Source organism: Streptomyces sp. NBC_00344 (assembly GCF_036088315.1).
Lineage (GTDB): Bacteria > Actinomycetota > Actinomycetes > Streptomycetales > Streptomycetaceae > Streptomyces.
Genome location: NZ_CP107996.1, coordinates 2,152,420 through 2,169,512, shown reverse-complemented (window position 1 = coordinate 2,169,512; position 17,093 = coordinate 2,152,420). Strand labels below are relative to the sequence as shown.

Genomic DNA, 17,093 nt, shown 5'->3' with positions numbered 1-17,093 from the left:
CTCGTCGCAGGAGCAACGGGGCACCCACGCCCGGCATGCGCCGAAAAACGATGCCCGGTACAACCGTTTGCCGCCGGTGAGCGTCTTGCCTGACGAAAGGACTCTTCCTTCAGAGGATTCCATCCGTTTTTCCCGCGACTCACAGAGGTTCTCTCCCATGCCGATACCCCGACCCGGCCGTCGTGTCTCCCGTGCCTCCGTCGTCGCGCTGAGCGCGGCCGGCCTGTTCGCGCTGGGCATGGTGCCCGCCGCCGTCGCCGATGAGGCCGCACCCGATCTGGCCGTGGGGAACATCGCCCCGATCGGCGGTGTGAAGCCGGGCAGCAGCTTCGACGTGCCGGTCACGGTGGCGAACAACGGCACCAAGGCCGCCGACAAGGCCTACATCTTCTACTCCGTCACCCGGGGACTCGACTACGCCGACCTCCCGTCCAACTGCGCGGCACACCAGGTCCCCTCCTACGACGAGATGACGGCCAAGTCGAACGTCGTGTGCGAGTTCGATCAGGCGGTGGAGCCCGGCGTCGTCTACGCCCCCGAGAAGCCTCTCGTGGTCAAGGCGCTGGACCGCGCGCTCTATGACGATCTGCGTGTGAGTGTCTGGGACTCCGAACCGGGGCTGGACGAGTCCGCTACGCAGCCGGTGGCGGGGACCGCCCCGGCGGTGAAGCTGGTCGAGCGTCCGGCGGGGGGTGCGGCCGCCAAGGACGCCGTCGACGTGCCGGTGACCTCCGTCAACACGGCCGACTACCAGGTCACCGGAGCCCGGCTGAAGGGCCGCGTCGGCGACACCGTGACCATGAAGGTGAAGTTCACCAACGCCGGGCCCGCATGGGTTCTCCGCGAGGAGGGGGACCGGCGCTTCAATGTGCTGGTCACACCGCCTGCCGGAACCTCTGTCGTCACTCCCCACGGGTACTGCGATGCCAAGGGCGCGGTGTACGCCTGCGGTACCAGCGAGAGGTGGGTCAACGAGGGCGGCGGGGAGACCTACACCTTCAAGCTGAAGATCGACAAGCAGGTGGCCGGCGCCAAGGGCTCGGTGGCACTGAGCACCGAGGCGCGGCCGTTCGACCCCGACAAGGCCAACGACCGGGCCGACATCACGCTGGACGTGACGGGAGACGGCTCGACCGGCGGTTCCACCGGCACTTCGACCGGCGGCTCGGGCACCTCGACGGGCAACTCGTCGGGCGGTTCCGGCACCACCACCGTCGGATCCTCCGCGACCGGTGGTTCGGGTTCCTCCTCGGCCGGTGGCACCGGTCCGGCGGCGACCGGCGGCGACCTGGCCTCCACCGGCTCGTCCGAGGCGACGCTGCCGCTCGTGGGCGCGGCGACCGCCGCAGTGGGCCTGGGTGCGGGCGCGATCCTCGTCGCGCGCCGCCGACGGGCCCAGAGCGGGAGCTGAGCACGGCCGGCAGCGCGCGGGACCGGGCCGGCCGGCGCAGCCGGCAGACACCGTCGGCATGGCGGTTCTTCTGACGCGAGTTCCTGTCCGCGTCGCGGTCCCGCACAGAGGTCCCGCACAGAGGTCCTGCACAGCGGCCCCGCACCGGATCTCCCGGTGCGGGGCCGCTGTTGTGCGTTCGCACAGGCCGGGGCGCAGCCCGGCTGCCGGTCGGCTGCCTCCGGGTCTTCCAACCGAGTCCTCGGGCGGACCGGACCGGTGTCCGCCCCGGAGGCAGCGGCTTCCCCGGCGACCGTGACCACGGCCCGTGACCGCCGCCCGTAACCACGGCCCACCGAAGGTCAGTAGGTCTGCAGCTCCAGCAGATGACCGTCGGGGTCCCGCAGATGCGCGGTCCGCATGGTCGGACCCCACTGCGGCCGGTCCCGGGCGGGCGCGACGACGACGCCGCCCGCGTCCGTGCACCGGACGACCGCTGCGTCCAGGGCGTCGCGATCGGCGATGTGCAGAACGACCGAGAAGAGATCCTGCGCCTTCTCGCCGTCGGGGAGTCCGCCGGTTCCGAGCACATCGCTCATGAAACGGCGTTCGAGGAGAGCGAAGACGGTCCTGCCGTCCTGATCCCAGCTGGCGTAGCCGGACGACTCGTCACCACGGGCCAGCTCGGACCCCGTGAGCCCCGGCAGCACGTCCCGGTAGAAGCGGAAGGTCTCGGCGTATCGGTCAACGAGCAAGCGTGTGCAGGGCGCGTCCATGGCCTCGAACCTATGCGACGGGCCCGCTCCGTTGAAGGGGTTCCGCGGTGTTCACGTACGCGGCGAGGCTGTCACGCCGCTGGTCGGCGCGAGGCTGCTGCTGCCGACACCGACCAGCAGAGCGCCGCCCCCACCGTGTACCAGAAGAGGTCGGGCGCGTTGAAGGTGGAGCCGAGCACCGGCCGCAGCGCGGTGGGAACGCCGGCGATCTGCAGAAGTTCCACGGCCCAGCTGAAACCGAGCGCGATACCGGCCGCGGCCACCGCCGTCAGCCGGGGCGCGATCAGCAGCACCACCAGGTACACCAGAACGGTGTAGAGGGCGTCCCCCGCGCACTTGGCGAATGCGCCGTCCGTCAGAGCACGCACACCCAGCCCCGCCGCGACGGTCAGCACCGCGGCCCCGCCGGTCCACCACCGTCCGCCCATCCCGTCACCCTAAGGGCTGTCCTGTGAGGCATCAGCGACTGCCGGACAGCCCTCGGGCGGGCGAGTGCGCTGAGCGCGTGCTTGTTCCGAACGGGTGTACCGACAGGCAGGGTTGGCAGCAGGAGGCCGCTGGGCCGGGTGGGACGGATTTCGTCGGCCGGGCCGTGACCGACGAGGCGCCGGCGCGCGGCTGGGATGTGACGGTCTTCCACCGCGGAACGCACGCGCCTCCCACAGCGCCCGGACCGCCGGCGGTCGGCCTGGACCCGCTGACCGAGGAGAAGGCACTCAGGGACCTGGCGGATCATCCTTCGGCACCGGCTTGACCTTGAGCGAACTCCAACAAATACGGTCTGTTCCAACGGCGGAAGCCTCAGCCCTGATGCACGATCGCTCGACGAGCGGCCGGGAACGGACCAGAGATGACCAGCGCACACCACACCGTGAACGACGACGTGGCGGAGACCCGCAAGGACCGTTTTGAGCGGGGCATGGAGGTGCTCGGCCGGGTGGACGGCGAGGGTGGCCGGCGGGTGGTCGATTCGCTCGCCGACATCTCGCCCGAGCTGGGACACCAGGTGGTCGCCTGGGCCTTCGGCGACATCTACGACCGGCCCGGACTCGCCCCCCGGGACCGGCAGTTGGTCACTCTCGGCATGCTCACCGCGCTGGGCGGCTGCGAACCCCAGCTCGACGTCCATATCAACGCCGCCCTCAACGTCGGTCTCGGTACCGAGGAGATCGTCGAGGCGCTGCTGCACTCCGCGGTCTACTGCGGCATCCCCAAGGCCCTGAACGCAACCTTCGTCGCCAAGAAGGTCTTCGCCGAACGCGGACAGCTGCCGGACAGCGACCGGCCCGGCCCGGCTCAGCCCGGCCCCGCGCACTGACCCGGCCCGCGCATACCGTTGGTCCATGACCGAACTGCTGCACATCACCGAGCGCTCCCTGTGGGAAGCGGCCCGGGCGACCGGTACGTACGAGATGTCGACCCGCGGCCGTACGCTCCGGGACGAGGGCTTCATCCACTGTTCCCTGCGGGGACAGCTCGTCGGGGTGGCCGAGATGGTGTACGGGGCGTGGCAGGGCTCCGGTGAGCTGGTCGTCCTGGTCATCGACAGCGACCGGGTCCCGGCACCCGTACGGTACGAATCCCCCGCACCCGGCGCCGAGGAGTTCCCGCACATCTACGGGCCGCTTCCCGTGGAGGCCGTCACCAAGGCCGTTCCGTGGAAGGGTGGTTACGCCGTCGGCTGGTCGGACGCCGACTGGCTCAACCCGCCCCGGACCGCCGCTGCGGACGGCTCCGACCTGGTGGTGACCACCCGCGACAGGACCGATTTCTGGCGCACCACCGGCTACGGCTTCGTGCATGACGACGGCCATGCGCTGCTCACCGAACTCAGTGCGGGGTCGGCCGTCGAAGTGACCTTCGTGGCCGAGTTCGGCACCCTGTACGACCAGGCGGGGGTCATGGTCCGCGTCGACCCGGAAACCTGGATCAAGGCAGGCGTCGAACTGACCGACTCGGCACCGCACCTCGGCGCCGTCGTCACCCACGGGCGGTCGGACTGGTCGATGGCACCCGTCCCCGAGTGGGCCGGGCGCCAGGTCACCGTGCGGGCCAGCCGTGCGGGCAACGCCGTGACGATCAGGGCGCGTTGTGAGGACAGCCCGTGGCGGATGGTCCGGCTGGCTCCGCTCGATCCCGCGGCCGCCGCGTCGGCGGGACCGTTCTGCTGCTCCCCGCTGAGGGAGGGCCTGGAGGTGCGCTTCAGCCGTTTCACCGTGGGACCCGCGGACAAGCAGCTGCACGACTGAGACGCCGGCTCCCGGGCCTCGGACCGCCGCGAGGGTTCCGGCCGGAGCAACCGCGTCGTCGGTGTGCGCGAGTTCATCCGGGCCCGTCGTCGGGTCGGACACCCGTGCAGGCGCCATGAGCCACCGCGCCGGCAGCCGGGCGGGCGACCCGCCCGAGCCGAGCCCACCGGCCCGAGCAGGATCTTTCTGTGGCTCACGATGTGGCCCACCGCTCGGCAGGTGCCCTCGCCGTGCGACTACGGGCCGTGCGACTACGGTGCCTCCCCCGGTTGGGGAGCCCCGCGCTGGCCGCCCCTGACCGCCCGCAGCAGATGCAGCGCGGGTTCGGGAAGTTCACGGCCCTTGGGCCAGACGGCGTGCAGTACCCGGTGCAGGCGGACCGCGGGGTCGACCTCGACCTCGACCAGACGCCCGTTGTCCAGGTCCTCGCGCACGGCGAGTGCGGAGAGCACGGCGGGAGCGAGTCCGCGGGCGGCAGCGCTGCGCAGCGGTGCGGTGGAGCCGAGTTCGAGGACCGGGACCGCGATGCCGTCGTAGGGGCGCAGTGCCCGCTCGAGCGTTTCCCTGGTGCCGGAACCCGCCTCACGCAGGAGCAGAGGCATGTCGGCCAGTTCGCGTCCGGTCAGCGCGCTGCGGCGGTGCGCCCAGGGATGGCCGGGAGACACCACGACCGCGAGCCGGTCATGTCCCACCGCGGAGCGGTGCAGGTCGTCCGGGACCCGGGGGCCCTCGACGAAACCCAGGTCGCATTCGGTACGGCGCAGCGCCTCGATGACACCCCAGCTGTTGGTCACCGTCAGCCCGACATGTGCCTGTGGCGCACTGTCCCGCAGGGTGACCAGCCAGCCCGGCATCAGCTCCTCAGCGATGGTCAGACTGGCAGCCACCTGCAGCCGGTCGTCCTGCCGTGACCGCAGTGCGGCAGCGCCTTCCACCAGCGCGGCTGCCTGCTCGACCACAGCCCTGGCCCAGTCGGTGACCACGGCCCCGGCCGGGGTGAGCCGGGAACCGGCGGTCGAGCGGTCGAGAAGGTGCAGGCCGAGGCGGCGTTCCAGCGTGCGCATCCGGGCACTGGCCGACGGCTGGCTGATCAGCAGCCTGGCGGCGGCCCGGCCCAGGCTGCCGGTTTCCGCCACCATCACGAGCAACTGCAGCGACTGCAGGTCGGGCAGCGGGCGCTGTCCGGACTCCGGGGACGTGGCACGCTCACTCATAGGAATGCTCCATAGGGAAACCCTATGACCTTGCCGGACATTCGTGTCTACCGGGGGCGCCGGACCCGCCGCACGCTGGTGATCATGGCGAACGGCACTCAGCAGTCCCTCTCACCCCCCGCCGGACACGTGCCGGGGCGCGGTTCCGGCCGCGGCGAATCCGGAGCGGAACCGGTGCGCCGCAACCTCCCCGGCCTCGCACTGGCCGCCGTGGGTCTCGTACTTGCCGAAGGTGCTCACGCACTGGTGCCCGGTGTGCCGATGCTGACCGCGGCCGTGGTGCTCGGTGTCGTGTCCGCGCATGTCCCCGGGGTGCATCCGCTGGTGCGCGGCCGGGGCCGCAAGGGGCTCGCGCTGGCCGGGAAGCATCTGATGCGTGCGGGCATCGTGCTGCTGGGGCTGAAGCTGAGCGCCGGTGATGTGCTGGGCCTCGGCTGGCCGACCGTGGCCATGGTGTCCGGTGTGGTCCTCGCGACGTTCTGCGGGACATGGTGGCTCGGCCGCAGGCTGGGACTTCCCGGCGACCAGCCGCTGCTGATCGCCACCGGTTACGCGATCTGCGGAGCGTCGGCCATCGGTGCGGTCGGCGGCGTGCTCGGCAGGGAGGACGACGAGGAGCATGCGAGGGACATGGCCACGTCGGTTGCCCTGGTGACCCTGTGCGGCACTCTCGCCATCGCCGTACTTCCGTTGCTGCGCCAGCCGCTGGGTCTGGACCCCGTGCAGTTCGGCCGCTGGGTCGGAGCAGGTGTCCACGATGTCGGCCAGGTCGTGGCCACCGCGCAGACGGCGGGGCCGGGCGCGCTCGGGGAGGCCGTGATGGTCAAGCTGATCCGGGTGGCGATGCTCGCGCCACTGGTTGCCGGCGTGACGATCGCGCACCGGCGCCGTAGCGCACATGGCACCGGTGGCCGGACGCAGGCGCAGGCGGCGCGCCGCCCCGCTCCGGTGCCGCTGTTCGTGCTGGGGTTCCTGGCGATGACCGGACTGCGCAGCACCGGACTGGTACCGGCCGGCGCACTCGGGGCTGCCGACACCGTGCAACAACTCCTGCTTGCCGCAGCGCTGTTCGGGCTCGGCTGTGCGGTGCATCTGCCCTCGCTCGGGCGCTCGGGCGTCAGAACCGCCGTGCTCGGCCTGGCCTCCTGGGTGGTCGTGGCATCCGCCGCCTACGCGGGCGTACTGCTCACCACCTGACCCCGGGCCCGTCCGGGTGCCCCGACGAGAAGGGCCAGCAGGCGGGTATTTCGTTTCACGCGATACCGTATCGAATGAGCGGATACTGGTAGTGTGTCCTCATGGCCGCCGATGTTCCTCACCAAGCCGCCGCCTCTCGCGCGACCGACCGCCCCGGGGACACCTCGCCCTTCGCCCTCGGCCTGCTGCTGCGCCGGGCGCACTGGCGAGCGGCCGCGGTGATGACGGAGGCGCTCCGGCCGTTCGGTGTCGAGTTGCGGCATTTCGCTGTGCTGATCGTCCTGGTCAACGGCGGGCCCACGGTGCAGCGGGATCTGGCGACGGCGACGGGCTCCGACAAGGCGGGAATCATGCGGGTCGTCGACGACCTGGAGCGTATGGGGCTGGCCGTACGCAAGGGCGTTCCCGGGGACCGGCGGGTACGGGCGGTGGAGATCACCCCTCAGGGTGTCGAGCTCTTCGACGCGGCTCATGTGGCGGCGGAGCCGCTGGCTCAGCGCCTGGGTGCCGAACTGGGACCCGGCGAGGCCGAGCAGCTGACGGATCTGCTGACCCGGTTCGCCCATCCCGCGGACGACGAGGCGTAGGCGCGCCCAGGCGCACCGGTGCGCGTCACGCCGGTGCGTTCTCCACCCTCGCCCCGGCGTCTGCGTCGTCCCGATGTGCGTCCCGCCCACAGGCCGGACGCCCGGCCGCGCCCGGTGCGGGGCCATCTGCCCCCGGGTGGGGCGCCGCCGCGGCCGTCGGAGTGAGGAGTTCCTGGGGCGAGGCGTCACGCGGAGTCTGCCACCCGGGGATTACGCGGCGAGGCGCTCCGCGAGTTCCTTTGCCTTGGTGATCGCGTCCTCGAAGGCGCGCTCGCGGGAGTTGTACACCGGGGCGCCGATCAGGACGGCGGCATCCGCCTGCTCCAGCTCCCCGATGAGCTTCACGCGCGCGGCGAACCCGGCGGACTGCTCCGGGGTGCGCTCGGACGGGCGGCGTAACCGGCGGACCAGGCGTCGGCGGTGATGTGCGGGACGGGGTCGGCGGTGATGTCGCGGTAGATCACCACACCCTCCGGGTGCTGCTCCTCCCAGGCCTCGCGGAAAGCGGCCACGACTGAACGGGACGAGGACGCCTCGCCCGGGCACTCGGACGAGGCGATGTGCAGCAGTGCGGCCATGGGTTTTCTCCAGTGCGCTGTGTCCAGGCCGGGGATTCGCGCCTGGCGATAGTCAAACTCAAGATGGTATTGAGTGATACTGTATTGGTCGCAACCGAAGTGATGTGTCGAGGAGATGGGGAGGCGGGCGATCATGGACGTCTACGAGGCGGTCACGAGCCGACGGGCGGTGCGCGGGTTCGCCGACCGGGAGGTCCCGAGAGGCGTGCTGGAGCGCGCTCTGTCCGTCGCGGCCTGGTCGCCGTCCGGATCGAACCTCCAGCCGTGGCACGCCTGCGTGCTGACCGGCCGTCCGCTGGCCGAGGTCAAGAAGCGCGCCGGCGAGCGCCTGGCCGCAGGCGACCCGTGGGACGAGCCGGAGTGCGAGCAGTACCCGCCCACGCTGAAGTCTCCGTATCGCGAGCGCCGGTCCGCCTTCGGTGAGCAGCGCTACGGCGCACTCGGCATCGCACGCCAGGACCTGGAGGCGCGCCAGCGGGCCGCTTCCGCGAACTGGGACTGCTTCGGGGCGCCCGCCGCCCTGTTCTGCTACATCGACCGCGGCATGGGCGCGCCCCAGTGGGCCGACGTCGGCATGTATCTGCAGACCGTCATGCTTCTGCTCCGCGCCGAAGGGCTGCATAGTTGCCCGCAGATGGCATGGGCGAAGTTCCACCGGAGCGTCGCGGAGGTCGTGTTACCCCCGGACGAGCTCATGCTCTTCTGCGGCATGTCGATCGGGTTCGAGGACGTCACGGTGGACCACGCCCGCACAGGCCGGGCGCCGCTCGACGAGACGGTCACGTTCGTCGACGGCCGCTGACACCGCCCGCCCTCAGCCGATGCGGAGGCTGTTTCCTTGCCGCGCCTAGTAAGTGTACTTATGCCATATTGCGCACATATCCCCGACGAGAGGCATGTCATGAAGTTCGCAGTCATCGGCGGTACCGGACTGATCGGGTCCCAGGTCGTCAAGAATCTGAACGCCGACGGCCATGAGGCGGTACCGCACTCGCTGTCCACCGGAGTCGACGTCATCACCGGCAAGGGACTGGACGAGGCAGTGGCGGGAGCCGACGTCGTCGTCAACCTGACGAACTCCCCGACCTTCGACGAAGCCTCCGCGGCCTTCTTCCAGGCCTCGATGGACAACCTTCTGGCCGCAGCCCGCAAGGGCGGCGCCGGCCACTTCGTCATCCTCTCGATCGTCGGCACGGATCAGGTGCCGGAGCTGGACTACTACCGGGCCAAGGCGCTCCAGGAGAGCATCCTCACGGCCGGTCCGATCCCCTATTCGATCGTCCGGGCGACGCAGTTCATGGAGTTCATGGACGCCGTCCTGTCCTGGACCGCCGACGGCGACACCGTCCGGCTGCCCGCCACGCCGATCCAGCCGATCGCCTCCAAGGACGTGGCCGGCGCGGTGGCGGAGGTCGCCGCGGGTGCCCCACTGAACGGCATTCGCAACATTGCCGGCCCCGAGGTGTTCACCCTGGACGAGCTGGGCCGGATCACCCTGTCCCACAAGGGCGACAACCGCACCGTCGTCACCGATCCCACCGCCGGCATGTTCGGCGTCGTCAAGGGCGACGTCCTCACCGACGAGGACGCCCACCTCGCCCCCAGCCGCTATACCGACTGGCTCTCCTGACTCGCTCCCGCCTCTCCGGGCCGGAGAGTTCGGCCCGCCGAAGACCGCGAAGCCCCGGCGCACGGCTCCGGCAGGTGCGGTCGTCGCGGATGCTCTCCTGACACACCTCGCCGCATGCCCCTCCAAGGAGTGGCTGTTCACGATGGAGGAGGGTGAGCCCCTCAACTGCCGTCGCTGGAAGGCCGAGGGAAACTGCGCGCGCAAGGCCCTCCGAGTGGCGGAGACCGCGACGGCCGAGCGCGGGGGCCGCAAGCCCGTCGAGCTGTCGTCACTGGTGGTCCACGGCCTGCGCCATTTCCACGCCTCCGCCCTCATCGCCGGCGGAGCGAGCGTCAAGCAGGTCCGGCTGGTCATCCTCACGCGTGCGCCGTCATCACCCTGCGGATCCGCTCCCACGTGGGGGGGCGAACAGGACCGCACCCGGACCGTCATGGACGCCATACTCGGCGGCCTGCGGGCCGGGTGCGGACCGGGAGACGCTGCAAGTAAAGAAACTGCAGGTCAGATGACATGATCGAAGGTCAGGCCTTCTTGGTCTCCCAGAAGATCTTGTCGATCTGGGCGATGTAGTCCAGCGCCTTCTGGCCGGTCGCCGGGTCCGTCGAGCCCTTGGCCGCCGACAGCGCCTTCAGGGCGTCGTTGACGAGCTGGTGGAGCTCGGGGTACTTCTCGAAGTGCGGGGGCTTGAAGTAGTCGCTCCACAGCACCGAGACGTGGTGCTTGGCAAGCTCGGCGCGCTCTTCCTTGATGACCGTCGCGCGGGCCCGGAAGTGCGGGTCCTCGTTGGCCTGGTACTTCTCCTGAACAGCCTTGACCGACTCGGCCTCGATACGGGCCTGGGCCGGGTCGTAAACGCCGCAGGGGAGGTCGCAGTGGGCGCTGACCTTCACCTTGGGGGCAAACAGGCGGGAAAGCATTGAGCTGTCCTTCCTCGTGATCGTCTTCTCGGGTGGGACATTACTCCGTGAGTGACCCGATTTCGCGAGTGCCCCCTGAGGCTTAGGTCAAAAGTCCAGGGTCAGTATGGGACGGGTGGAGGATCGGACCGGGAGGTGCCGCATGACGAATCAGGGGCGGGAGCGCAACATGTCCTTCGGGATGGCGGAGGTGGGCGGGCTCTCCATGGTGCCCACGCTGCTCCACGGCGATCAGGTACTCGTGCATTACGGCGTGCAGCTCAGGCCGGGCGACGTGGCGGTGCTGCGACACCCCCTCCAGCAGGATCTGCTCGTGGTGAAGCGGCTGGTCGAGCGGCGCGACGGCGGCTGGTGGGTGCTCGGGGACAGTTCGGTGGAGAGCGCGCAGGACAGCCGGGAGTACGGGGCGGTGCCCGATGAACTGGTGCTCGGCCGCGTGCGTGCCCGCTACCGGCCCATCACGCCGGGGCGTCAGCGCTCGGTCGGAGTGATGATGGCCTGGCTCGCGTCGTCCGTCCGGCCGGTACTGACGGACCGTGATGTCTCCAGGCGCTTGCGCGCACGGTAGGCGGCCACGTTGGCCCGGGTCGCGCAGCGGTCCGAGCAGTAGCGGCGTGAGCGGTTGGTCGAGGTGTCGAGGTAGGCGTTGCGGCACGGTGCTGCCTCGCACAGCCCCAGCCGGTCCACGCCGTACTCGGTGAGATGGAAGGCCAGCCCCATCGAGGCGATCGCGGCATAGCCGGACGTCGCGTTGGAGGGATGGTCGGCCAGATGCATGTGCCAGAGCGGACGGCCGTCCTCGTCCCGGTGGTCGTGCCCCGACACCTGCGGTGAGACCGGGAACTCCATCAGCAGTGAGTTGAGCTGATCCACCGCCAGCGTCTCGTCACCGCTGTCCGCCGCTTCGAAGACGGCACGCAGCCTGCCCCGCACCGAACGGAACCGGGTGACATCGGCGTCCGTGGCACGGCGGGCCGCCGACGCGTTCGCACCGAAGAGCGCGCGCACGGCGTCGACCGAGGTGAGGGAGTCCTTGTTGCGGGCCGGCTCCTCGGTGTTGACCAGGCGCACGGCGTAGTCCGAGTAATAGGCCAGTTCCACTTGTAGTCCTTACGGGTGCGGTCTAGGGTCGAGCGCAGCAAGGTAACGGCTGCTGTGGCTTCGAGGGTATTACGTGTGGAGGGGTTTCTGATGGCGGAGACAGTGGCGGGTACGGACTGGACGGCATGGCAGGAGAGCTGGGACCGGCAGCAGGAGTGGTACCTGCCGGACCGCGAGGAGCGGTTCGGGGTGATGCTCGACATGGTCGAGGCGCTGGTGGGGCCCGAGCCCCGGGTGCTGGATCTCGCGTGCGGTACGGGAAGTATCACGGACCGGCTGCTCAAACGGTTCCCGGAGGCCACCAGCACCGGCGTCGACCTCGATCCGGCTCTGCTGACCATTGCCGGCGGATACTTCGCCGGGGACGAGCGGGTCACCTTCGTCACCGCCGATCTGTCGGACCCCGGCTGGGTGGACCGGCTCCCGCACCGGCGGTACGACGCCGTGCTGACGGCCACCGCCCTGCACTGGCTGCACCGCGAGCCGCTCGCCGCACTGTACGGACAGCTCGGCGGGCTGCTGAAGGAGGGCGGTGTCTTCATGAACGCCGACCGCATGATCGACGAGGAGACACCCAGGATCAACGCCGCAGAGAGTGCCCACCGGCACGCGGCCATGGAACGCGCCAAGTCCTCCGGTGTGCCGGACTGGGCAGCCTGGTGGGCCCTGGCGGCGAAGGACCCGGTGCTCGCCGCCCCGACCGCCGAGCGGTTCAGGATCTACGGGGAGCACGCGGACGGTGATCAGCCGTCGGCCGCCTGGCACGCGCGGACCCTGCGCTCGGCCGGCTTCGGTGAGGCACGGCCGGTCTGGGCGTCGCCGTCGGACACGCTGCTGCTCGCCCTGAAGTGACCGGTACGTACGGAAACCGCTGCATGCGGAAACCGGTTCAGGCGGAAACCGGTTGATACGGAAAGGGGCGGTACGGACCACGTCGGTCCGTACCGCCCCTTCGCGCACTGCCGGCTACAGCACCTTCGACAGGAACGACTTCGTGCGGTCGTGCTGCGGATTGGACAGCACGTCCCGCGGGTGGCCGGACTCGACCACCACACCGTCGTCCATGAAGACCAGCGCGTCACCCACCTCACGGGCGAAGCCCATCTCATGGGTGACCACGATCATCGTCATACCGTCGTCCGCGAGGCCGCGCATGACGTCGAGGACGTCACCCACCAGCTCGGGGTCGAGCGCCGATGTGGGCTCGTCGAAGAGCATCAGCTTGGGCTCCATCGCCAGCGCTCGGGCGATCGCCACCCGCTGCTGCTGGCCGCCGGAGAGCTGGGTGGGATAGCTCCCCGCCTTGTCCGCGAGGCCGACCCGGTCGAGCAGCCGCTCGGCACGGGCCCTGGCCACCGCCTTCGCCTCGCCGCGCACCTGGACCGGCGCCTCCATGACGTTCTCGATGGCCGTCATGTGCGGGAAGAGGTTGAAGCGCTGGAAGACCATGCCGATGTCCCGGCGCTTCAGCGCGACTTCGCTGTCCTTGAGCTCGTACAGCTTGTCGCCCTTCTGCCGGTAGCCGACCAGCTCCCCGTCGACGTACAGCCGCCCGGCATTGACCTTCTCCAGGTGGTTGATGCACCGCAGGAACGTCGACTTGCCGGACCCGGAAGGGCCGATCAGGCAGAACACCTCACGCGGGGCGACCTCGAGGTCGATCCCCTTGAGGATGTGCGCGGGGCCGAAGGACTTGTGGACGCCCTCGGCCTTCACCATGGCGGTCATGCGGCACCCCCAGGGCGGTTGCTGAACGACATGAGATTGGCCTTGGCCTTCTGGAACGGGGTCAGCGGGATACTGCGGCTGGAGCCGCGTGCGTAATACCGCTCCAGGTAGAACTGGCCGATCGAGAAGACGGTCGTCATCACCAGATACCAGGCGGCTGCCAGGAACAGCATCTCGACCGCCGCCCCGGAGGTCTGCCCGATGTCCTGGGCTGTGCGGAGCAGCTCGTAGAACTGCACCGCGGCGACCAGCGAGGTGGTCTTCAGCATGTTGATGACCTCGTTGCCGGTCGGCGGCACGATGACCCGCATGGCCTGCGGGACTACGATCCGCCGCAGCGTCTTGCCGTGGCTCATGCCCAGCGCGTGCGCTGCCTCGGTCTGGCCCTCGTCCACCGCGAGAAGGCCGGCCCGGCAGATCTCCGCCATGTAGGCGGCCTCGTTCAGCCCCAGGCCGAGCAGCGCCGTGAGCAGCGGCGTCATGAAGCTCGACCAGTAGTCCTTGTAGATCGGACCGAGGTTGATGTACTGGAAGACCAGGCCCAGGTTGAACCAGACCATCAGCTGTACGAGGACCGGAGTGCCCCGGAAGAACCAGATGTAGAACCACGAGATCGACGAGGTCACGGGATTCTTGGAAAGCCGCATCACCGCGAGGACGATGCCGCCGACGATGCCGATGGCCATGGAGAGAACGGTGAGCAGCAGGGTCTGCCCGACGCCGTGGATGATCCGGTGGTCGAAGAAGTAGTCCGGGATGGCACCCCAGTTGATCTTGCCTTGGGCGAACGCATAGACGATCGACACCAGGATGGCGATGGCGACCACGGCGGTGACGTACCGCCCGTAGTGCCGGACCGGGATCGCCCGGATGGCCTCGGTTGCCTTCGGGGGCGCGTCTTCGTGCGCCGCCTTTGTCATGTCAGCAGTCATGGTGTGTACCTCTCGGCGCCGGACTGGTTCAGGATCCGCTGTTGAGCTTGGCCGAGGTGACCGCACCCTGCTGGGCGCCCCACTTGGTAAGGATCTTGTTGTACTCGCCGTTCTTGATGATGGCGTCCATGGCCTTCTGGAGGGCCTTGCTGAGCTGATCGTTGCCCTTGGCGACGGCGATGCCGTACGGAGCGGCCTCGACCGTGGGGCCGACGATCTGGAAGTCCTTGCCGCCGCCCGATGTCTTCACCGCGTACGCGGCGATCGGGGAGTCGGAGGAACCGGCGTCGGCACCGCCCGAGCGCAGCCGGGTCTGGGCCTGCTGGTCGTCGTCGAACGCCTGGATGTCGAGCTTCTTGCCTGCCGGGCACTTCTTCGCCTGAGCCTTGGCCAGATCATTTGACACGGTGGCGCGCTGCACGACGATCTTCTTGCCACAGAGGTCGTCCCAGGTCTTGATCCCCTGGTCCTTGCCCTTGGGCGTGTAAATCGAGACGCCTGCTGTGTAGTAGTCGACGAAGTCGACGCCCTCGCCGACCTTCTTGCCGTTGTCCAGACCGTTCTGGCGGTCCTTGGTGTCGGTCATCGCCGACATCAGGATGTCGTAGCGCTTCGCACGCACGCCGCCGATGAGCGTCTCGAACGTGCCGTTCTCGAACTCGAACCGCACACCGAGCTGCTTGCCGAGCGCTGCTCCGAGTTCAGGATCGATGCCGGACACCTTGCCGGAACCGTCCTTGAATTCGACCGGGGCGTACGCGATGTCCGAACCGACCTTGATGACACCCTTGTCCTTGATGTCCTTTGGCAGCAGGCCGGCGAGCGGAGCGGCGCTGCTCTTGCCGGTGCCGGAGTCCACCGTGTTGTTCTTCGTCTGGTCGCCGCAGGCGGTCAGCAGCAGTGCGCCGGCGACCGCGAGTGCGCCGACCGCGGCTGTCCGGGACTTCATTGCGGCCGTGCGGCGGGTGGTGCTTGCGGTCATGGTGTTGGTCCTCCGGCGGATCAGGGATAGCCGATGCAGGAGTCGCGCACACGTCATCGGGTGTCGCGACCATGTGTGATTAGGGGCATCTTGCCAGTCGGACTAGCCCATTCAGGGGACCAGCTATGTCAAAATCGGGTAACGGGTCACCCCCGTTCTCCCGTCAGTCTCCAGTCGGCCGGTACCGCAGGGCCGGACCATCTGCTGGAACGCAGGGCTCGCGCCGGAGAATCTCCGGTACGTCTCGCCTGGTGGACGCCGTCGAAGGCGCGTATCGGACGTGCCCGGATATCCCGCTATGAGTCATGTCACCGCGGGCTTATGAACTCGTCCGAGGCATGGTCCATCCGGTAGAACAGACGGTTACACCCCTCATCCGGGGCTCAGGGCGCGTGTGCGGCGCGCCCGCGCGTATGTACCACCCCCCGCCCGGCGGGCCAACCGGCCGGCGCGGGGCACATACGCGGTGCCCGCCCACCCCTCCTCAACCAGGAGTGGCCACCCTCAACTGATGAAGACTTAAGGGGTCACAACCAATGGCAGCGGAGATCGTCAATCCTCGCAGCGACAGCTTCAGCTCCCCCTCGGACGCCGAGGAGCCCTTCGACCCGGCCTTCGCGCTGCATCGCGGGGGCAAGATGGCCATCCAGGCCACGGTGCCGGTGCGCGACAGGGACGAGCTGTCCCTCGCCTACACGCCCGGAGTCGCGAAGGTGTGCAGCGCCATCGCCGAGAACCCGGAGCTCGTTCACGACTACACCTGGAAGTCGCAGGTCGTCGCCGTCGTGACGGATGGCACCGCGGTGCTGGGACTCGGTGACATCGGCCCGGAGGCATCCCTCCCCGTGATGGAGGGCAAAGCGATCCTCTTCAAGCAGTTCGGCGGCGTCGACGCGGTGCCGATCGCGCTGGCGACCACGGACACGGACGAGATCGTGGAGACCGTGCTGAGGCTCGCGCCGTCCTTCGGCGGCGTGAACCTGGAAGACATCTCCGCACCGCGCTGTTTCGAGATCGAGCGCAGGCTGCAGGAGCAGCTGGACATCCCGGTCTTCCACGACGACCAGCACGGCACCGCGGTCGTCACACTGGCCGCGCTGCGGAACGCCGCGACGCTCACCGGCCGCTCGCTGGGGCAGCTGCGCGCGGTCATCTCGGGCGCGGGAGCGGCCGGTGTCGCGATCGCGAGGATCCTCATCGAGGCCGGCATCGGCGATGTGACGGTGTGCGACCGCAAGGGCATCCTGTCGGTGGACCGTGACGATCTGACCGACATCAAGCGCGAGGTGGCCGGCTTCACCAACAAGTCGAAGCTGGTCGGTCCGCTGGAGTCCGCGATGTCCGGTGCGGACGTCTTCATCGGGGTCTCCGGCGGTACGGTGCCCGAGCCGGCCGTCGCCACGATGGCCGAAGGCTGCTTCATCTTCGCGATGGCCAACCCCGACCCGGAGATCCACCCCGCCATCGCCCACAAGTACGCGGCGGTCGTCGCCACCGGGCGGAGCGACTTCCCCAACCAGATCAACAATGTGCTGGCGTTCCCCGGCATCTTCGCCGGGGCGCTCCAGGTGCGTGCGTCGCGGATCACCGAGGGCATGAAGCTCGCCGCGGCGGAGGCACTGGCGGCCGTGGTGGCCGATGAGCTCAGCCCGGAGTGCGTGATCCCGTCACCGTTCGACGAGCGGGTGGCTCCCGCGGTCACATCGGCTGTCGCCGCTGCCGCGCGGGCGGAGGGTGTGGCCCGGCGCTGACGACGCCCCCGGGCCCTGCCTGGGACAGGCGCGACGCGTCAGGGGTCACACTCGTGGCCGG

At 69.4% G+C, this 17,093-nt stretch carries 18 protein-coding genes and 4 pseudogenes; 13 read left to right on the top strand and 9 right to left on the bottom strand.

Features of this window, described 5'->3' with window-relative positions:
• Positions 1 to 157 precede the first annotated feature (157 nt).
• A complete protein-coding gene (locus OHS16_RS09635; protein ID WP_328536761.1) occupies positions 158 to 1,411 on the top strand; it encodes a hypothetical protein in 1,254 nt (417 codons plus the stop codon).
• A 341-nt stretch (positions 1,412 to 1,752) separates the two neighbouring features.
• On the opposite strand, the gene OHS16_RS09630 is transcribed toward OHS16_RS09635, so the two are convergent.
• Both OHS16_RS09630 and OHS16_RS09625 read right to left on the bottom strand, forming a co-directional pair.
• Positions 1,753 to 2,166 (bottom strand): VOC family protein, encoded by a 414-nt coding sequence (locus OHS16_RS09630; RefSeq protein WP_328536760.1) that lies wholly within the window; start codon positions 2,164 to 2,166, stop codon positions 1,753 to 1,755.
• A gap of 71 nt (positions 2,167 to 2,237) precedes the next feature.
• Positions 2,238 to 2,594 (bottom strand): DUF2809 domain-containing protein, encoded by a 357-nt coding sequence (locus OHS16_RS09625; RefSeq protein WP_328536759.1) that lies wholly within the window; start codon positions 2,592 to 2,594, stop codon positions 2,238 to 2,240.
• Positions 2,595 to 2,671: 77 nt separating this feature from the next.
• Here OHS16_RS09625 and OHS16_RS32110 point away from each other — a divergent pair.
• From OHS16_RS32110 to OHS16_RS09610, 4 genes and pseudogenes are all read left to right on the top strand, one after another.
• Positions 2,672 to 2,899, top strand: a pseudogene (locus OHS16_RS32110) (hypothetical protein); the annotation flags it as partial.
• A 117-nt stretch (positions 2,900 to 3,016) separates the two neighbouring features.
• The gene (locus OHS16_RS09620) at positions 3,017 to 3,484 is read left to right on the top strand and encodes a carboxymuconolactone decarboxylase family protein (protein ID WP_328536758.1); all 468 of its coding nucleotides are present in this window, start codon (positions 3,017 to 3,019) and stop codon (positions 3,482 to 3,484) included.
• Between the two features lie 25 nt (positions 3,485 to 3,509).
• Positions 3,510 to 3,830 (top strand): annotated as a pseudogene (locus tag OHS16_RS09615) (DUF952 domain-containing protein); the annotation flags it as partial.
• A 45-nt stretch (positions 3,831 to 3,875) separates the two neighbouring features.
• Positions 3,876 to 4,415: pseudogene (locus tag OHS16_RS09610) on the top strand (DUF1349 domain-containing protein); the annotation flags it as partial.
• A gap of 251 nt (positions 4,416 to 4,666) precedes the next feature.
• Here OHS16_RS09610 and OHS16_RS09605 read toward each other — a convergent pair.
• Entirely contained in the window at positions 4,667 to 5,629 is a 963-nt protein-coding gene (locus OHS16_RS09605) for a LysR family transcriptional regulator (protein ID WP_328536757.1), read from the bottom strand.
• Positions 5,630 to 5,713: 84 nt separating this feature from the next.
• Between OHS16_RS09605 and OHS16_RS09600 the strand changes: the two genes are divergently transcribed.
• The gene (locus OHS16_RS09600; RefSeq protein WP_443042754.1) at positions 5,714 to 6,826 is read left to right on the top strand and encodes a YeiH family protein; all 1,113 of its coding nucleotides are present in this window, start codon (positions 5,714 to 5,716) and stop codon (positions 6,824 to 6,826) included.
• Between the two features lie 101 nt (positions 6,827 to 6,927).
• On the top strand, positions 6,928 to 7,413 hold the full coding sequence (locus OHS16_RS09595) for a MarR family winged helix-turn-helix transcriptional regulator (protein ID WP_328536755.1): 486 nt from the start codon (positions 6,928 to 6,930) through the stop codon (positions 7,411 to 7,413).
• A 279-nt stretch (positions 7,414 to 7,692) separates the two neighbouring features.
• Here the strand turns inward: OHS16_RS09595 and OHS16_RS09590 are convergent.
• Positions 7,693 to 7,991: pseudogene (locus OHS16_RS09590) on the bottom strand (NAD(P)H-dependent oxidoreductase); the annotation flags it as partial.
• A gap of 133 nt (positions 7,992 to 8,124) precedes the next feature.
• Between OHS16_RS09590 and OHS16_RS09585 the strand changes: the two are divergent.
• The 3 genes from OHS16_RS09585 to OHS16_RS09575 all read left to right on the top strand — a co-directional run bounded on the left by OHS16_RS09585 (position 8,125) and on the right by OHS16_RS09575 (position 10,135).
• Positions 8,125 to 8,793, top strand: coding sequence for a nitroreductase (locus OHS16_RS09585; protein ID WP_328536754.1), 669 nt, complete (start codon positions 8,125 to 8,127; stop codon positions 8,791 to 8,793).
• Positions 8,794 to 8,892: 99 nt separating this feature from the next.
• Positions 8,893 to 9,621, top strand: coding sequence for an SDR family oxidoreductase (locus tag OHS16_RS09580; protein WP_328536753.1), 729 nt, complete (start codon positions 8,893 to 8,895; stop codon positions 9,619 to 9,621).
• Positions 9,622 to 9,763: 142 nt separating this feature from the next.
• A complete protein-coding gene (locus OHS16_RS09575; protein ID WP_328536752.1) occupies positions 9,764 to 10,135 on the top strand; it encodes a hypothetical protein in 372 nt (123 codons plus the stop codon).
• Between the two features lie 7 nt (positions 10,136 to 10,142).
• Here OHS16_RS09575 and sodN read toward each other — a convergent pair whose 3' ends face one another.
• A complete protein-coding gene (gene sodN / locus OHS16_RS09570; RefSeq protein ID WP_164266635.1) occupies positions 10,143 to 10,538 on the bottom strand; it encodes a superoxide dismutase, Ni in 396 nt (131 codons plus the stop codon).
• Positions 10,539 to 10,680: 142 nt separating this feature from the next.
• Here sodN and sodX point away from each other — a divergent pair, with 142 nt between their 5' ends.
• Entirely contained in the window at positions 10,681 to 11,106 is a 426-nt protein-coding gene (gene sodX, locus OHS16_RS09565) for a nickel-type superoxide dismutase maturation protease (protein WP_328536751.1), read from the top strand.
• On the opposite strand, the gene OHS16_RS09560 is transcribed toward sodX, so the two are convergent.
• Entirely contained in the window at positions 11,010 to 11,639 is a 630-nt protein-coding gene (locus OHS16_RS09560) for a CGNR zinc finger domain-containing protein (RefSeq protein WP_328536750.1), read from the bottom strand. The genes sodX and OHS16_RS09560 overlap by 97 nt on opposite strands.
• 90 nt (positions 11,640 to 11,729) lie before the next feature.
• Here OHS16_RS09560 and OHS16_RS09555 point away from each other — a divergent pair, with 90 nt between their 5' ends.
• Positions 11,730 to 12,491, top strand: coding sequence for a class I SAM-dependent methyltransferase (locus OHS16_RS09555; protein ID WP_328536749.1), 762 nt, complete (start codon positions 11,730 to 11,732; stop codon positions 12,489 to 12,491).
• Between the two features lie 114 nt (positions 12,492 to 12,605).
• Here the strand turns inward: OHS16_RS09555 and OHS16_RS09550 are convergent, their stop codons facing one another.
• From OHS16_RS09550 to OHS16_RS09540, 3 genes are read right to left on the bottom strand one after another with little or no spacing between them, the layout of a single operon-like run.
• Positions 12,606 to 13,367, bottom strand: coding sequence for an amino acid ABC transporter ATP-binding protein (locus OHS16_RS09550; RefSeq protein WP_328536748.1), 762 nt, complete (start codon positions 13,365 to 13,367; stop codon positions 12,606 to 12,608).
• Complete coding sequence (locus tag OHS16_RS09545) at positions 13,364 to 14,299, bottom strand: amino acid ABC transporter permease (RefSeq protein ID WP_328536747.1); 936 nt, start codon at positions 14,297 to 14,299, stop codon at positions 13,364 to 13,366. The genes OHS16_RS09550 and OHS16_RS09545 overlap by 4 nt, the downstream gene beginning before the upstream one ends.
• A gap of 28 nt (positions 14,300 to 14,327) precedes the next feature.
• Positions 14,328 to 15,281, bottom strand: coding sequence for an ABC transporter substrate-binding protein (locus OHS16_RS09540; protein ID WP_328536746.1), 954 nt, complete (start codon positions 15,279 to 15,281; stop codon positions 14,328 to 14,330).
• 536 nt (positions 15,282 to 15,817) lie between these two features.
• Between OHS16_RS09540 and OHS16_RS09535 the strand changes: the two genes are divergently transcribed.
• Positions 15,818 to 17,032, top strand: coding sequence for an NAD(P)-dependent malic enzyme (locus tag OHS16_RS09535; RefSeq protein WP_328536745.1), 1,215 nt, complete (start codon positions 15,818 to 15,820; stop codon positions 17,030 to 17,032).
• The last annotated feature ends 61 nt before the right edge of the window (positions 17,033 to 17,093 follow it).

What these genes read in the sequence shown, in the direction of transcription:
- OHS16_RS09635 (WP_328536761.1), top strand. Translation starts at nt 158, where the DNA reads ATGCCGATACCCCGACCCGGCCGTCGTGTCTCCCGTGCCTCCGTCGTC.
- OHS16_RS09630 (WP_328536760.1), bottom strand. Translation starts at nt 2,166, where the DNA reads ATGGACGCGCCCTGCACACGCTTGCTCGTTGACCGATACGCCGAGACC.
- OHS16_RS09625 (WP_328536759.1), bottom strand. Translation starts at nt 2,594, where the DNA reads ATGGGCGGACGGTGGTGGACCGGCGGGGCCGCGGTGCTGACCGTCGCG.
- OHS16_RS09620 (WP_328536758.1), top strand. Translation starts at nt 3,017, where the DNA reads ATGACCAGCGCACACCACACCGTGAACGACGACGTGGCGGAGACCCGC.
- OHS16_RS09605 (WP_328536757.1), bottom strand. Translation starts at nt 5,629, where the DNA reads ATGAGTGAGCGTGCCACGTCCCCGGAGTCCGGACAGCGCCCGCTGCCC.
- OHS16_RS09600 (WP_443042754.1), top strand. Translation starts at nt 5,714, where the DNA reads ATGGCGAACGGCACTCAGCAGTCCCTCTCACCCCCCGCCGGACACGTG.
- OHS16_RS09595 (WP_328536755.1), top strand. Translation starts at nt 6,928, where the DNA reads ATGGCCGCCGATGTTCCTCACCAAGCCGCCGCCTCTCGCGCGACCGAC.
- OHS16_RS09585 (WP_328536754.1), top strand. Translation starts at nt 8,125, where the DNA reads ATGGACGTCTACGAGGCGGTCACGAGCCGACGGGCGGTGCGCGGGTTC.
- OHS16_RS09580 (WP_328536753.1), top strand. Translation starts at nt 8,893, where the DNA reads ATGAAGTTCGCAGTCATCGGCGGTACCGGACTGATCGGGTCCCAGGTC.
- OHS16_RS09575 (WP_328536752.1), top strand. Translation starts at nt 9,764, where the DNA reads ATGGAGGAGGGTGAGCCCCTCAACTGCCGTCGCTGGAAGGCCGAGGGA.
- sodN (WP_164266635.1), bottom strand. Translation starts at nt 10,538, where the DNA reads ATGCTTTCCCGCCTGTTTGCCCCCAAGGTGAAGGTCAGCGCCCACTGC.
- sodX (WP_328536751.1), top strand. Translation starts at nt 10,681, where the DNA reads ATGACGAATCAGGGGCGGGAGCGCAACATGTCCTTCGGGATGGCGGAG.
- OHS16_RS09555 (WP_328536749.1), top strand. Translation starts at nt 11,730, where the DNA reads ATGGCGGAGACAGTGGCGGGTACGGACTGGACGGCATGGCAGGAGAGC.
- OHS16_RS09550 (WP_328536748.1), bottom strand. Translation starts at nt 13,367, where the DNA reads ATGACCGCCATGGTGAAGGCCGAGGGCGTCCACAAGTCCTTCGGCCCC.
- OHS16_RS09545 (WP_328536747.1), bottom strand. Translation starts at nt 14,299, where the DNA reads ATGACTGCTGACATGACAAAGGCGGCGCACGAAGACGCGCCCCCGAAG.
- OHS16_RS09540 (WP_328536746.1), bottom strand. Translation starts at nt 15,281, where the DNA reads ATGACCGCAAGCACCACCCGCCGCACGGCCGCAATGAAGTCCCGGACA.
- OHS16_RS09535 (WP_328536745.1), top strand. Translation starts at nt 15,818, where the DNA reads ATGGCAGCGGAGATCGTCAATCCTCGCAGCGACAGCTTCAGCTCCCCC.